Here is a 13,843-nt window from a genome sequence, read left to right as displayed (position 1 = left end):
ATGCACGCATTTGACCCGATAACACAGCCAAACGGACGTTTGAAATGACCAAAACCCTTCGCATCTCTGATACGCTCACCCGCGAAAAGCAGGTGTTCGCGCCGATTGATCCCGATCACGTGCGCCTCTATGTCTGCGGCCCGACGGTCTATGACTATGCCCATGTCGGCAATGCCCGCCCGGTGGTGGTGTTTGATACGCTGGTGCGCGTGCTGCGCCATATCTATCCCAAGGTGACCTATGTGCGGAATGTCACGGACGTTGATGACAAGATCAACGCGCGCGCGAAGGAAAGCGGCGAGCCGATTTCGGAAATCACCAAGCGCACCCATCAGGCCTATCTGGAAGATATGGGCGCGCTTAATGCCGCCAAGCCCGATATCGAACCGCGCGCGACCGAACATATCGCTGAAATGATCGCCATGTGCGAAAGCCTGATCGAGCAGGGCTTTGCCTATGCCGCCGAGGGCCATGTGCTGTTCTCGGTCGAGGCGTATGATGACTATGGCAAGCTGTCGCGCCGTGATCGCAAGGAAATGATCGCCGGTGCACGTGTTGAAGTTGCACCCTATAAAAAAGATCCGGCAGACTTTGTTCTGTGGAAACCATCCAGTGATGACATTCCGGGATGGGATAGCCCGTGGGGCCGGGGCCGTCCGGGGTGGCATATTGAATGCTCTGCCATGTCGACGCGTTATCTGGGCGAGAATTTTGACATCCATGGCGGTGGTTCGGATCTGGTGTTCCCGCACCATGAAAACGAACTGGCGCAAAGCTGCTGCGCGAACAAGGGTTCCAGCTACGCCAAATACTGGATGCATAACGGGCATCTGATGGTCGAAGGCGAAAAGATGTCCAAGTCATTGGGCAACTTCGTCACCGTGCATGAGCTGCTTGAAAAATGGCCGGGTGAGGCGATCCGTCTGGCGATGATGGGAACCCATTATCATCAGCCGATCAACTGGACAGAAGAAAACCTGCGTCAGGCCAAAGAGGCGCTGGATCGGTTCTATACCGCGCTTCGTCAAAGTCGCGATGTGACACCGGAAGAAATGCCGGTACCGCGTGCGGTTCTGGATGCGCTGTGTGATGACCTCAATACACCGCTTGCGATTTCGGAATTCCATAACCTGGTGACCAAGTTCAACAAGGCGGAAAAGAAGTTCGAACGGGCTGAGGCCAAGGGTGAAATCCTTGCCGCGGCCAAGCTTTTGGGCATTCTTGAAGCGGATCCCGAAGCCTGGTTTACCGGATCGGCCGATGAAGACGAGGCGGCCGAGATCGATGGGCTGATCGCAAAGCGCGCAGATGCCAAGAAGAACAAGGATTTCGCAACGGCGGACAAAATCCGTGATGACCTTCTGGCACGCGGCATCATCCTTGAAGACTTCAAGGATGGGACCAGCTGGAAGCGCGTTTAACGTCCAGCCGCCACGAAAATGATAAAAGGCCGCAGGTATCGCTGCGGCCTTTTTCGTTGATAGTCGGATAATCAGGCGGCCTGATCCATTTCATCAAACAGTTCTTGTGCCGCATTCAGGCCATTGATTGCGGCTGGAAGGCCGCCATAAACGGCCATTTGCCAGATGGCCTCAATAACTTCCGTACGGGTGGCACCTGCTGCCAGGGTGTGGCGAATATTTATCTTGAGCTGCGGGGCGGTTTGACCACCGAGCACGGTCAGGGCCGAAATCGTGCAAAGTTGCCGGGTTTTAAGATCAAGTCCCGGGCGTGCATAATGACGCCCATAACCCCATTCAACCAGTGTTTCTGCAAAGTCAGATACCAGACCGTCGTATTTTTCTGACAGTTGGCCTTCAAGGTCCGGGTTCAGAATGGCCACGATTTTGCGACCAGCTTCCAGGGCGGATTTGGTTTCGGTCATTTTTTAGGGTCCTTTAATGGCGCACCCGTCGTGTCGTAACTGGCAATTTTGGCATCCAGGACATCAAGCGTTTCGGTCAGACTTGCGATACGGGTTGCAAGCTCGTCGCGATAGGTTTGAAGCAAGGACCTGCGGGCTTCGATCGTACTGTCACCCTCGGCGCGCAGCCGGGCATATAGCACCCGGTCGCGAATTGGCATCCCGAGATCCCTGAGCCGACCAAGAAAGTCGAGCCAGCGCAAAATATCGCGGTCATAGAACCTACGTCCGCCGGGGTCGCGGTCTGCATTTGGTAGAAGGCCGATCTTTTCGTAATATCGAAGGGTGTCGATGGAAAAACCGCTTTTGTCTGCCACTTCGCCAATCATCATGACGGGCACCTTTGTGTTGAAGTTATTCAATGCTGCATCAGGCTAAGAGCTGGAGCGCACTCTAGGTCAAGCAGTATTTTGCAAAGCCTTGTGATTTGGCGAGAAAGGCTTGGAAGTACCTAAGGTTGCGGTAGGGCAGAATTCTGCCCAAATCTTGATGGATCATGTTTGAAGATTGGTCCGAAGCAACGAAAAGGTGCTCTAAGCCATGTCTGAATTTGACCGTCGAGGGTTTCTGAAGGCTTCTGCCTCATTAGGGGCGCTTGGCCTGTTGGCGTCGGGTATGCCGGCCTGGGCGCAGGGAAGCTCCGATGCGCGCGCATCAGAAATACTGCAAAAGCAAATCCCCTCAACCGGTGAAGAAATCCCCGCTGTCGGGCTCGGAAGCTGGATCACGTTCAATGTCGGCCAAGACATTGAGCTGCGTAATCAGTGCGCGGATGTGATGTCGGCGTTCTTCGATGCCGGTGGGCGCATGATTGACAGTTCGCCGATGTATGGCTCCGCCCAGGATGTGATTGGCTACGGGCTTGATAAACTTGGTGCGCGCGATCGTGTGTTTTCGACCGACAAGGTCTGGACCGCAGGCGATGGTGCCGAACAGATCGCCGAGACATCAGATCGGTGGAAGGTCGAGCAGTTTGACCTTTTGCAGGTCCATAACCTGCTGGGCATCAATGAAAACCTGCCGCTTCTGTTTCGGATGAAGGACGAAGGGCAGTTGCGCCATGTCGGTGTGACAACCTCGCACGGGCGACGTACCGAAGACCTGATCGCGGTGATGAAGAACGAACGGCTTGATTTCGTGCAGGTGACCTATAACCCGATTGACCGCAAGGTTGAGGATTATCTTTTGCCACTGGCATATGATCGCGGGATTGCGGTGATTGTGAACCGGCCGTTTCGTGGCGGCAGCCTGACTGAACGTCTGGAAGGCCAACCCTTGCCGGAATTTGCCGCCGAACTTGAAGCCAAGAGCTGGGCGCAGTTGATTTTGAAATATCTGATCGCCCATCCAGCGGTGACGTGTCCGATCCCGGCCACCACCAAACCGGCCCATGCGGCGGAAAACATGGCGGCCGCAACAGGGCCATTGCCCGATGAAAAAATGCGCGAACAGATCGCCGCCGTCATTGGCGTTCTGGTGTGATCAAGGCAATTGGGGGCAAACAGCATGACTGAATGGTGGGATTACGGACTGGCAGACCTGTTGCTGTTTTCGCCGCGTGTCTATTTCCGGCTGTTTGAAACCATGAACACCACCTGGTGGCTGGTGGTTGCCAGTGCGCTGATTGCCGGGTTGACCGCATCGGGCCTTGCCCTGCGTCACGGTTTTCGCGGCAACCGGGTTATTCTGGTGTTGTTGGCGCTGGTCTGGGCCTGGTCGGGCTATGGCTTCCTTTGGCAATATTATCGGCCGATCAATTGGGCGGTGCCCTATCTGCTCCCGGCCTTTGCCCTGCAGGTAGTTTTGTTCGCCATCTTTGCTGCGCGTCCGTTGCCGCTTCGTTTTGGCTGGCGCGGGGATTTGTCGTGTTATGTCGGGGCGTCTCTGGTTGCCTTTGCGCTGCTTGTCTATCCGTTTATTGGCCTGATTGAAGGGCGCGACTTGGTGCAGGCCGAAATTTTTGGCAGTGCCGCCGATCCAACAGCGCTTGGCACGTTGGGTTTTGTTTTGCTGTCGCGCGGGACCTGGCGGTGGGTTTTGTTGCCGGTTCCCTTGGCGTGGTGTGTGATGTCCGCCGGCACGCTTTGGGTGATGGATCAGTATGTCGCGTACTTGATGCTAGTCGCCGTCTGGGTGACTGTTTTTTGCGGCTGGCTTGATCTTAAAAACGGGGTCACCTCCAAACGCCTGACCGAGGCAGAGATCAGAGACCCGGCTGCTTAGGTCAAAAAATCCCCTTCATACCGAAAAAAGTCTGGAAACTGAATGTGATCAGTGGTTTCGTACTTTTCGCTGAGACTTGTCATTTGTCTGAACCAACACGACATCAGACCAAGGCGCGCTGAGCTCACAGACAGTCCGGTAATCCCCAAAGTGCGAAAGGGCGATTCATGATCCAGGTTTTAACCAGTGTCTGGGCACTTCTTATTGGAGTTGTCCTGATCATGCTGGGCAATGGCATGCATTTCACCCTGATCGGTTTGCGCGGCGGGATTGAAGGTTTTTCCTCGGCCGAACTGGCGATTGTCACATCGGGTTACTTTGCCGGTTTCCTGTCAGGCGCGCGCATCACACCGCGCATGATCAAGCGGGTGGGCCATGTGCGCGTCTTTGCTGCACTCGGAAGTTTTACCTCCGCTGGGTTGATTGCCTTTCCGCTGATTGCCGAGCCATGGGCATGGACGGCTTTGCGCGTAATCTTGGGCTTTTGCATGTCGGGGATTTATGTCACGGCGGAAAGCTGGCTTAATGATGCCTCGACCAACGAAACCCGCGGCAAGGTTCTGTCGGCTTATATGATTGCCCAGACGCTTGGCATTATCGGCGCGCAGGGGCTTTTGACGCTTGGCGATGCTGCGAACTCGGCCCTGTTTATTGTTGCGTCCATTCTGGTCTCGATTTCCTTTGCGCCTATCCTGCTGTCGGCCTCGTCCGTGCCAGTGACCGAGGCCGCCCGTCCGATGGGGCTTAAGGAACTGTTTGCCGGATCGCCGCTCAGTACCGTGGGCATCTTCCTGCTGGGCTGTGTGTATGCCACCCAGACCGGTATGGCGGCGGTTTATGGCACCCAGATCGAAATGACGACCGTGCAGATCGCGACCTTTGTCGCGATGCTGTTTGCCGGTGCGTTGGTATTCCAATATCCGATTGGCTGGTTGTCGGACCGCATGGATCGTCGCAAGCTGATTTTTGGTGCGGCGGCAGTTGCCATGTCGGCCTGTATGCTTGGCTGGCTATCAGGTAACCAGTTGGTCTTTATGATGTGTGCTGCCTTTGTCGCAGGCGGCATGACCACGCCGCTTTACGCGCTGTTTCTGGCCTACACCAATGATTTCCTGTCACTCGAAGAAATGCCTGCCGCATCAGGTGGTCTTGTTCTGACCTTCGGGGTGGGTGCAATTCTTGGCCCGTTGATTGCCGGTTGGTCGATGGAACATCTTGGCCCGCAGTCGTTCTGGCTGGTGCTTGCCGGGACCTTTGCGGTGATTGCGCTTTATGCGCTTTATCGCATGACGCGTCGTGAAGCCCTGCCGGTTGAAGAAACCGAAAGCTATGTCAGCGTTCTGCCGACGGCATCCCCCATGGCGGTTGAAACTGCCGGGGTATGGGCGGCCGAGCAGGCCGAGGCCGCCGCAGAAGAGGCTGCTGCCGAAGAAGCAGCCGCTGAGGAAGCTGAAGCAGAAAAGGCCGAGGCTGCAGAAGACAAGACGCCCAAGGCATAGCCTTTCGCTGACAGCTTAGCGGTTGATCAGTAACCGTAGCCCAACGGCGGCAAAGAACACACCAAGCAATCCGTTGATCCATCCGGCTGCACGGCGATAAATCGAAATCGCCGGGGCGGTGGAAAAGGCGGTGGCATAAAGCAAATGGATGCTGGTGGAAATCAGACCGCAGCCAATCACAATCGCAGCCCCAACCCAAAGCGGGGCACCTTCATGAAAGCCGATTGAAATGATGGCAATCCAGGTCAGGATGGCTTTGGGATTGGTCAAGTGAAGTCCTAATCCGCGAAAGTAATAACCGCGTCCGGATATCTTTCGGGTATCAACGGCGTCAGCGATGTCTGATGTGGTGGGTGGTTTGCGAAATGCCGTACGAAACGCCCGATAGGACATCCACAGCAAATAAAGCCCGCCAAAAATCCGGATGGCCGTCATCGCATCAGCATAAGTCGCCAAAACAGCCGACAGCCCAGTCAGGGTCAGAAGACCGATCGAAAACGATCCGGTTCCAATGCCAAGGGCAAAATGTTGCCCGGCACGGCGGCCCTGATCAAGCGACACGCCCATCAAGCCCAAAAGGGCAGGGCCGGGGCTGATGAGCCCGACAAGCAACGCAGCATAAGACAGCAATATTCCGGGCAGATATTGCCCAAACTCGGCAAGGCTGATCATGGGGCGTTTCCTTGTGTGGTGGCAAGATCAGCCTAGATCGGTATTTGAGTTCTGTCGAGGGCCACGAAAAAGCCCGATCCAATGGACCGGGCTTTGTTCATCTGTCTGCACTTGGGCCTAATCAGGCGTCGTTTTGTGCTTCGGCAAGGATTTCGTCACCTTGGCGCGCGATCTCCGAAAGGGCCTGCTCGAACACTTCTGGCGGGTGGCCGCCGGAAATGGCGAATTTGCCATTGACCACATAGGTCGGCACCGAACTGATGCCGGCATCGCCAAATTCGTCTTCCTCGGCGCGGACTTCCTTGGCGAATTCGTCGCTAGCCAGGATTTCGGCGGCACGTTCCGGTGAAAGGCCGACTTCCTCGACCGCGCGTTTCAAAACACCATGGTCGGCGGTGTTGTCACCACCCTGGAAGTAAGCGGCAAACAGGTTGAGTTTAAGCGCGGTCTGCTGGCCGTATTCGCCTTCCTTGCCCGCCCAGTACAGCAGGCGGTGGGCGTCAAAGGTGTTATAGATGCGTGCATCTGACCCGAAATGGATCGGGAAGCCGACATTTTCGCCCATCATGGTGATGCGGGCGCGGCTATCGGCACTTTGATCGGCAGTCAGGCCGTATTTTTCGCTGATATGTTCCGAGAGGTCCTGGCCCTCGGGCGGCATATCGCGGTTCAGTTCGAACGGGTGCCAGCGCAGGGTGACGTCAATTTCGCCGTCCAGACGGCTGATGGCGTCTTCAAGGTTCTTGTAACCGATGATGCACCACGGACAGACAACGTCCGAAACAATGTCGATCTGCATGGGAATGGCTTTGGTCATTGGATTAGGCTTGCCTCGGATTATGTAACGTTGTGATACCCCAACACATAATCGACATGGCGTCAAACGCAAGGAAAAGCAGGGGCGGACGCGTATTTGAAGGGCAATTTATTAGTTGTATCTGATTTTGCGGGCGTGGTTACCCGTCTGATCATCAGGACGACTGCCGCCGGGCGTTGTCGACCATGTATTCGGCAAATGTTTCAAGGATCGGGCAAGACCAATCCGCACGGGTCAGTTCCCCGTCCCGTTCCCAGTCGCCATACCAACGTTCATCAATGTCACGGAATATGATGTAGCGGGCAAAACGGTCTGATGCAGTCCAGCAATTGCGACCGGTACGTTCCCACGTCAGGCCGGCAAGCATCATGATATCAACGCTGGTGGGGGCGTCATTTGCCATTTTTATTGTCCTTGGACGTCGCGCGATCATTAGCTTTGTTCTACATGTGCAGGGATTTGATCAAGCGTACTACAACCTAGGATAAAGGTAATCATCGCATAGTGGTGGTTGCAACCATTCAAGGGGACAGGTCTGCTATCCTAAAGATGGGTAATTTGTTGAAATAGAGCAGAAATTGTCGTCGGGATGGCAATTTGAGTAATGCTGTTGCGCTGCTGTCTGTTTTGCGGCAATTTGCCAGACCCGCAAAAGACATGAAAACATGAGCCTTGCGAACAGAATAGCGGCGGCCAAAAACGGCCGCGGCACCCGAGACGATCGATCAGTTGGAATGAAAATGTCAGACAAGCGCGTCTATCTCTATGACAGTACCTTGCGCGATGGGCAGCAGACCCAGGGCGTGGATTTTTCGGCCGCGGACAAGACCGCGATTGCCAAGGCACTGGACGAACTGTCGATTGACTATATTGAAGGCGGCTGGCCGGGGGCAAACCCGACTGATGATGCATTCTTTGCCAATCCGCCCAAACTCAAGAATTCCAAACTGACCGCCTTTGGCATGACCCGCCGTGCGGGTCGGTCTGCGTCAAACGATCCGGGGCTGACCAGCCTTGCGCAGAATGCGCCGATTGTTTGCATGGTCGGTAAAAGCTGGGACTTTCAGGTGACCGAGGCACTTGGGATCGAGCTTGATGAAAATCTGGCGATGATTTCAGATTCAATTGCCCATCTGAAAACCAAGGTTTCCGAAGTCATGTTCGATGCCGAGCATTTCTTTGATGGCTACAAGGCCAACCGGGACTATGCCCTTGCCGCGATCAAGTCGGCCTATGAGGCCGGCGCGCGCTGGGTTGTTCTGTGTGACACCAATGGCGGTACGCTGCCCGACGAGATTTTTGACATTGTCACCGATGTCTGCAGCCAGATCCCCGGCAGCCATGTTGGCATCCATTGCCACAACGATACCGAGAATGCGGTTGCGAATTCTTTGGCCGCGGTGCGCGCCGGTGCGCGGCAAGTGCAGGGGACGCTGAATGGTTTGGGTGAGCGGTGCGGCAATGCCAATCTGATTTCGATCATTCCGACGCTGATGCTCAAAATGGGCTATGACGTTGGCATTTCCCATGACCAGCTGACCCATCTGCGCCGGATTTCCCACATCCTTGATGAGCGGCTTAACCGGGAACCGCTGCGTCAGGCGGCCTATGTTGGCGACAGCGCCTTTGCCCACAAGGGTGGCTTGCATGTCTCGGCGGTCGAAAAGAACCCGACCTGTTACGAACATATCGAACCGCATCTGGTCGGCAACCAGCGCCATATCCTTGTTTCCGATCAGGCGGGGCGATCCAACATTCTGGCGCGTTTCCGCGAGATCGGCGTTGAGGTTGATCCCAAATCCGAGGCCGTCGGCAAGCTGGTTGAAACCGTCAAGCGCCGTGAGTTTGACGGTTATGCCTATGACGGGGCCGAGGCCAGCTTTGAATTGCTGGCGCGCAAGGCCATGGGCGAGCTTGATCGTTATTTCCGGGTGACGTCTTTCCGTGTGATTGACGAACGCCGCTGGGTTGATGAGCAGGACGAACAGGTCATCACCATGAGTGAGGCCACCGTCAAGGTCGTGGTCGGCGATGATCAGTTCATGTCAGTAGCCGAAGGCAATGGCCCGGTCAACGCCCTTGATGCGGCCCTTCGTAAGGTCCTTTTGACCGTGCCGGAATACCGCGATGCGGTCGAGCAGATCGAACTGATCGACTATAAGGTCCGCATCATAACCCGCGGCGATGGGACGCGTGCAGTGACCCGCGTCATGATCGAAAGCCGTGATGCCGAGGGCAATAACTGGGCAACGGTGGGCGTTTCGACCAACATTATCGAGGCGTCCTATAACGCACTGCGTGATTCCATCACTTATAAACTGTTCAAATCCGGTGTGCGCAGCCAGCATGCCTGATCAGAAAACTGATATGATCGTGAAAAAAAAGGGGCGCGGTTTGATTCGTGCCCCTTTATTTATCTAATGCCGTTTCAAGGGCTGCTTAGCCCGAATGTTAGGACATACCTACCAGTTTCCTGGCGTCTGCCCCGGCGGGAAAGCGCAGCTGGTCTGATGTATCATTGACGGCCAGCCAGACGGCATCGGCGACATCCCTTGTGGTCGTCACTTCGTCAGGTTGCTGGTAGGCTGTGAACACATCCTGTGCATAGTCGCTGTATGCTTCGGGGATTGTACCATCCATACGCGAGCCGGTATTGGCAGAGAATTGCGTGTCCGGGCAGTAGCCGGGCTGTACAAGTTTGACCCGGATGTCAAAAGATTTTAATTCAAGCTCAAGCGACGCGGTGAATCCTTCGATCGCGGTTTTGCTTGCACTGTAGGCTGCGACGAGTGGCATTGGTGCGAGTACCGCGCTGGATGTCACGTTAACGATGGTACCGCTTTTGCGGGACCTGAATTGTGGTAACACGGCCTGAACCATCGCCATGGTGCCAAATGTATTCGCCGCAAATATCTCGCGTATGGTGCTCATGGGTGTAGCTTCGAAGGCACCGAACAGCCCGATTCCGGCATTGTTAACCAACACATCAATCGGGCCGCATGTTTCAATTGCGGACGCGATTGATTGAGGGTTCGTAACGTCAAGTGCAAGCACTTTGATCCTGTCTGATTTCGGCAGGATATCCTCTTGCGGCGTTCGCATGGTGGCAATGACGTTCCAGCCTTTTGTGTGGAAAAGATTGGCTGTTTCAAGGCCATAACCCGATGAGCAGCCCGAGATCAGTATTGAAGGCATTTTTTTTCCATATCATTTTGGTGATTTGCTGCAGATAGAGATACCAAAACTGGAAGGACTTTCTATAATAGGCAGTCCATTTTTTATAAGAATTAGTCCTGTTTTGAGTGATCCTCTTGTCGAAATCATTCACCTGCTGCAGCCAAATGCCGTTTTTTCCAAAGGGATCAGCGGTGCAGGAGAATGGGCTGTGCGCTATTCGCCGTTCGGGTATCCGAGTTTCTGTGTCGTGATGGATGGCAGTTGCAGGCTGGCAGTGGATGGCCATGACAGCATCCGGCTTGAAGTCGGAGATTTTATCCTGTTGCCCGAAACGCCAGCTTTTACAATGTCTGGGTTTGAGACGACGACGCCCGAAATGATTGATCCTGAAGTGGCTGCAACCCGCAGCGACGAGGTTCGACATGGCCGGCAGAGCGGCCCGCCCGATGTGCGCCTGCTGGGAGGCTATTTTATCTTCAGCTCACCGGATGCTGGGCTGCTGACATCTTTGTTGCCGGGGCTTATTCATTTGCGCGGTGTTGACCGGCTTGTGAGGCTGGTTGGGCTTATTGTTGAAGAAACAGGGGAATGGAAACCCGGTCGGGAGCTTGTGCTGTCGCGGCTGGTTGAAATCCTGTTGATTGAAGCATTGCGATCTGCACCCGATAAGAATGCACCCCCGGGGTTGTTGAAAGGATTGGCCGATGAAAGGATTGTCGCAGCCCTACGCCAAATCCATGGAAATTTCGGATATTCATGGTCTGTTGCGTCGCTGGCAAAGGAAGCGGCACTTTCAAGGTCAGCATTCTTTGAGCGGTTTGCAAGGACAGTGGGGATGGCGCCGATGCAATATCTGCTTTCCTGGCGGATGGCCGTTGCCAAGGGGGAACTTGCCAAACGTGATTGCCGGATTGCGGATGTCGCCGAACGAGTTGGATATGGATCGGCAAGTGCGTTCAGTATTGCATTTTCCCGACATGTCGGAGTTCCACCGGGGCAATATGCACGTGAATGCTGGGGCGAACATGACAGCATGACTGCTTGATGGCGTGTCTGAGGGCAATCAGATGATCGCGATGATTAGGAACTGGCGCTGATGGTTGGCTTTTGATAAAGAAGCGCCAATATTGACGGGCATGCCCGCGACATGCCCCAGTTCACGACCGGAGAATACCGCGATGAGCGAGCCCATCGGCAGTGCCAAGCCTGAAACAGGCGGGATTGCCAATCCGCCCGTAATCATTCTGATTGAGCCACAGCTTGGCGATAATATCGGCAAGGCCGCGCGTGCGATGCTCAATTGTGGTCTGGTAGATTTGCGTTTGGTGCGGCCGCGTGATGGGTGGCCAAATGAACGGGCAACCGCCAATGCATCAGGTGCCGATATCGTCATCGACAACACCAAGGTGTTTGAGCGCGAAGAAGATGCACTGGCCGATCTGAACCGGGTTTACGTTACAACGGCGCGCACCCGTGATGCCATCAAGCCGGTCTTTACGCCCAAGGGGCTGGCACCGGAAATGCGCGCTGTGATCGGACGTGGTGAAAAGGTCGGCGTGATGTTTGGCCCGGAACGCACAGGCGTTCGCAACGAACATATTGCCATGGGCGATGCGGTTGTGACCGTTCCGCTTAATCCCGGTTTTACGTCGCTTAACCTGGCCCAGGCGGTTTTGTTGATAGGTTATGAATGGTGGCAGGCGGGCGTTGATGTACCCGATTATCAATTGATGATGGCCGATACCTTCCCGGCGACCAAGGATGATATGGAACGTCTTTTCGTCCATCTTGAAAGTGAACTTGATAAGTCGGGGTTCTTTCGGGTGGCGGAAAAACGCCCCGGCATGGCGCGCAATATTCGCAACATCTTTAACCGTGCCAATCTGACCCATCAGGAAGTCCAGACACTGCGCGGGATGATTGTCGCCATGCGCGGTGGCAAGCACAAGCCAAAGGACTGATTTTCCACCCGATTGCCAAGTGCGGGGTAGGTGGGGTGCCATTCGTGCGGAACTCGGCAGAAATGCAGGGCTTCCATGCGGGATGGCGGGCGCGATTAATGTTTGACTCTTGATCAATCATCTCTATATTGCGCCTCACTTCCGAGAAAGTGGGTCGAGACATGTGGTTTCGTCCCCGTTCCGCGTGTCTGGGCCGCATGTCCGGTTTCAGGCGGTTGGAAACTATCGGGACAATAAGTGATCTTTAAAAAAAGAGAGTTACAAAATGTCGAAACGTATTGCTGCAAAGCATAAGATTGACCGCCGCCTTGGTGTGAACCTTTGGGGCCGTGCAAAATCGCCGCTGAACAAGCGCGAATATGCACCGGGCATGCATGGTGCCACCCGCCGTAAGAAGCCGACCGACTATGGTACCCAGCTGTTTGCAAAACAGCAGCTCAAAGGCTACTACGGCTCGATCTCTGAAAAACAGTTCCTGCGCTACTACAAAGAAGCTTCCCGTCGTCCGGGTGATACCTCCGAAACCCTCGTTGGTATTCTTGAGCAGCGCCTTGATGCGGTTATCTACCGCATGAAATTCGTTCCGACCGTGTTTGCTGCACGTCAGTTCGTGAACCACGGCCACATTCTTGTTAACGGCAAGAAAGTAACCATCCCGTCTTACCTGGTTCAGGAAGGTGATGTTGTTGAAGTGAAACCTGCTTCGCGCGAAATCCCGATGGTTATGGAAGCTGCCAACCTGAACGAACGTGACGTTCCGGAATATCTCGACGTTGACGCGAAGGCCTTCAAAGGTACCTTCGTTCGCGTTCCGAAATTCGCAGAAATTCCGTACCCGGTTCAGATGCAGCCGAACCTGGTCATCGAATTCTACTCGCGTTAATCCTTACGGATTTCGCGACGATCCGATACGAAGACGCCCGCTGGAAACAGCGGGCGTTTTTGTTTGTTTGATGTGTTATCTGACCGGGTGTCGGCTTGCTTCAACGGTTGTGTTCTACTCTTGTGGACAGGTTGACGTCTTCACCTGCTTCCTGAACGGTGATCTGGTCTCTGTATCTATATTCTCGGATTTTGTTTTTCAGGTTGAGGTTGACGTTATGAAGATAACGAAATTGGCAGCGATTGTAGGGCTGTCTGTACTCGCGTTAAGTGGTTGCCAAACAACAAAAGAGGCGGAAAATATGGCTTCTTTGGATGTGTCATTCGATTGGCACGGAACTTCCGCTTGCTCCACCAAATCGCCTGCGTTCGTCATTTCAAATATTCCTGCTGACACAGCATCGCTCCGCTTCAAAATGGTCGATCTGGACGTTCCAACCTATAATCACGGAGGAGGGATGATCGATTATTCTGGTTCAAGTGAAATTCCTGCTGGTGCCTTTTCGTATAAAGGGCCATGTCCCCCGAGCGGATCACATGACTATCGCTTTACCGTCACGGCTTTGAATGCTGATGGCAGCTTGATTTTGGGTAAAGGTGAAGAAACCCAGGCATTCCCACCCAAGTAAGCCAATTTGCCTTATTTCGGGCGCCAAGCTCTGTAATCTCGAGCTTCCGAGCCATGCGG

The 13,843-nt window shown here is 54.6% G+C and carries 16 protein-coding genes; 9 read left to right on the top strand and 7 right to left on the bottom strand.

Annotated elements, in window-relative coordinates; genetic code table 11:
* The first annotated feature begins 44 nt into the window (after positions 1-44).
* Positions 45-1,421, top strand: a complete 1,377-nt coding sequence (cysS, locus tag DY252_RS17755; RefSeq protein ID WP_064788913.1) for a cysteine--tRNA ligase — start codon at positions 45-47, stop codon at positions 1,419-1,421.
* A 71-nt stretch (positions 1,422-1,492) separates the two neighbouring features.
* Here cysS and DY252_RS17750 read toward each other — a convergent pair whose 3' ends face one another.
* Both DY252_RS17750 and DY252_RS17745 read right to left on the bottom strand, forming a co-directional pair.
* Positions 1,493-1,885: a carboxymuconolactone decarboxylase family protein gene (locus DY252_RS17750; RefSeq protein WP_064788912.1), complete on the bottom strand. Its 393-nt coding sequence runs from the start codon at positions 1,883-1,885 to the stop codon at positions 1,493-1,495.
* The gene (locus DY252_RS17745; RefSeq protein WP_064788911.1) at positions 1,882-2,256 is read right to left on the bottom strand and encodes a MerR family transcriptional regulator; all 375 of its coding nucleotides are present in this window, start codon (positions 2,254-2,256) and stop codon (positions 1,882-1,884) included. The genes DY252_RS17750 and DY252_RS17745 overlap by 4 nt, the downstream gene beginning before the upstream one ends.
* Before the next feature lie 208 nt (positions 2,257-2,464).
* Here DY252_RS17745 and DY252_RS17740 point away from each other — a divergent pair, with 208 nt between their 5' ends.
* The 3 genes from DY252_RS17740 to DY252_RS17730 all read left to right on the top strand — a co-directional run bounded on the left by DY252_RS17740 (position 2,465) and on the right by DY252_RS17730 (position 5,646).
* Positions 2,465-3,406 (top strand): aldo/keto reductase, encoded by a 942-nt coding sequence (locus tag DY252_RS17740; protein ID WP_064788910.1) that lies wholly within the window; start codon positions 2,465-2,467, stop codon positions 3,404-3,406.
* A gap of 24 nt (positions 3,407-3,430) precedes the next feature.
* The gene (locus DY252_RS17735; protein ID WP_064788909.1) at positions 3,431-4,147 is read left to right on the top strand and encodes a hypothetical protein; all 717 of its coding nucleotides are present in this window, start codon (positions 3,431-3,433) and stop codon (positions 4,145-4,147) included.
* A 167-nt stretch (positions 4,148-4,314) separates the two neighbouring features.
* Positions 4,315-5,646, top strand: a complete 1,332-nt coding sequence (locus DY252_RS17730; RefSeq protein WP_064788908.1) for an MFS transporter — start codon at positions 4,315-4,317, stop codon at positions 5,644-5,646.
* Between the two features lie 15 nt (positions 5,647-5,661).
* Here DY252_RS17730 and DY252_RS17725 read toward each other — a convergent pair whose 3' ends face one another.
* From DY252_RS17725 to DY252_RS17715, 3 genes are all read right to left on the bottom strand, one after another.
* Positions 5,662-6,318 (bottom strand): LysE family translocator, encoded by a 657-nt coding sequence (locus DY252_RS17725; RefSeq protein WP_064788907.1) that lies wholly within the window; start codon positions 6,316-6,318, stop codon positions 5,662-5,664.
* Positions 6,319-6,439: 121 nt separating this feature from the next.
* Positions 6,440-7,135 (bottom strand): DsbA family oxidoreductase, encoded by a 696-nt coding sequence (locus DY252_RS17720; RefSeq protein WP_064788906.1) that lies wholly within the window; start codon positions 7,133-7,135, stop codon positions 6,440-6,442.
* Between the two features lie 154 nt (positions 7,136-7,289).
* Positions 7,290-7,538 (bottom strand): hypothetical protein, encoded by a 249-nt coding sequence (locus tag DY252_RS17715; RefSeq protein ID WP_008891599.1) that lies wholly within the window; start codon positions 7,536-7,538, stop codon positions 7,290-7,292.
* A 337-nt stretch (positions 7,539-7,875) separates the two neighbouring features.
* Here DY252_RS17715 and cimA point away from each other — a divergent pair, with 337 nt between their 5' ends.
* Positions 7,876-9,489, top strand: coding sequence for a citramalate synthase (gene cimA / locus DY252_RS17710; RefSeq protein WP_064788905.1), 1,614 nt, complete (start codon positions 7,876-7,878; stop codon positions 9,487-9,489).
* A gap of 97 nt (positions 9,490-9,586) precedes the next feature.
* On the opposite strand, the gene DY252_RS17705 is transcribed toward cimA, so the two are convergent.
* Positions 9,587-10,330 carry an SDR family oxidoreductase gene (locus tag DY252_RS17705; RefSeq protein WP_064788904.1) on the bottom strand — a complete coding sequence of 248 codons (744 nt, stop codon included), beginning with the start codon at positions 10,328-10,330 and terminating at the stop codon, positions 9,587-9,589.
* A gap of 25 nt (positions 10,331-10,355) precedes the next feature.
* Here DY252_RS17705 and DY252_RS17700 point away from each other — a divergent pair, with 25 nt between their 5' ends.
* On the top strand, positions 10,356-11,357 hold the full coding sequence (locus tag DY252_RS17700; RefSeq protein WP_231959715.1) for an AraC family transcriptional regulator: 1,002 nt from the start codon (positions 10,356-10,358) through the stop codon (positions 11,355-11,357).
* A gap of 18 nt (positions 11,358-11,375) precedes the next feature.
* On the opposite strand, the gene DY252_RS22710 is transcribed toward DY252_RS17700, so the two are convergent.
* Positions 11,376-11,504: a hypothetical protein gene (locus tag DY252_RS22710; RefSeq protein WP_269451521.1), complete on the bottom strand. Its 129-nt coding sequence runs from the start codon at positions 11,502-11,504 to the stop codon at positions 11,376-11,378.
* Here DY252_RS22710 and DY252_RS17695 point away from each other — a divergent pair.
* The 3 genes from DY252_RS17695 to DY252_RS17685 all read left to right on the top strand — a co-directional run bounded on the left by DY252_RS17695 (position 11,491) and on the right by DY252_RS17685 (position 13,784).
* Entirely contained in the window at positions 11,491-12,273 is a 783-nt protein-coding gene (locus DY252_RS17695) for an RNA methyltransferase (protein ID WP_064788903.1), read from the top strand. The two genes, DY252_RS22710 and DY252_RS17695, sit on opposite strands and share 14 nt — an antisense overlap.
* 265 nt (positions 12,274-12,538) lie before the next feature.
* Positions 12,539-13,156, top strand: a complete 618-nt coding sequence (gene rpsD, locus DY252_RS17690) for a 30S ribosomal protein S4 (RefSeq protein WP_063087428.1) — start codon at positions 12,539-12,541, stop codon at positions 13,154-13,156.
* A gap of 217 nt (positions 13,157-13,373) precedes the next feature.
* Positions 13,374-13,784 (top strand): hypothetical protein, encoded by a 411-nt coding sequence (locus DY252_RS17685; protein WP_197482577.1) that lies wholly within the window; start codon positions 13,374-13,376, stop codon positions 13,782-13,784.
* Positions 13,785-13,843 lie beyond the last annotated feature (59 nt).

It is taken from the genome of Thalassospira indica (assembly GCF_003403095.1).
Classification (GTDB): Bacteria; Pseudomonadota; Alphaproteobacteria; order Rhodospirillales; family Thalassospiraceae; genus Thalassospira; species Thalassospira indica.
Note: the sequence above shows the minus strand (reverse complement) of the source record. Positions and strands in the feature narration are given on the sequence as shown.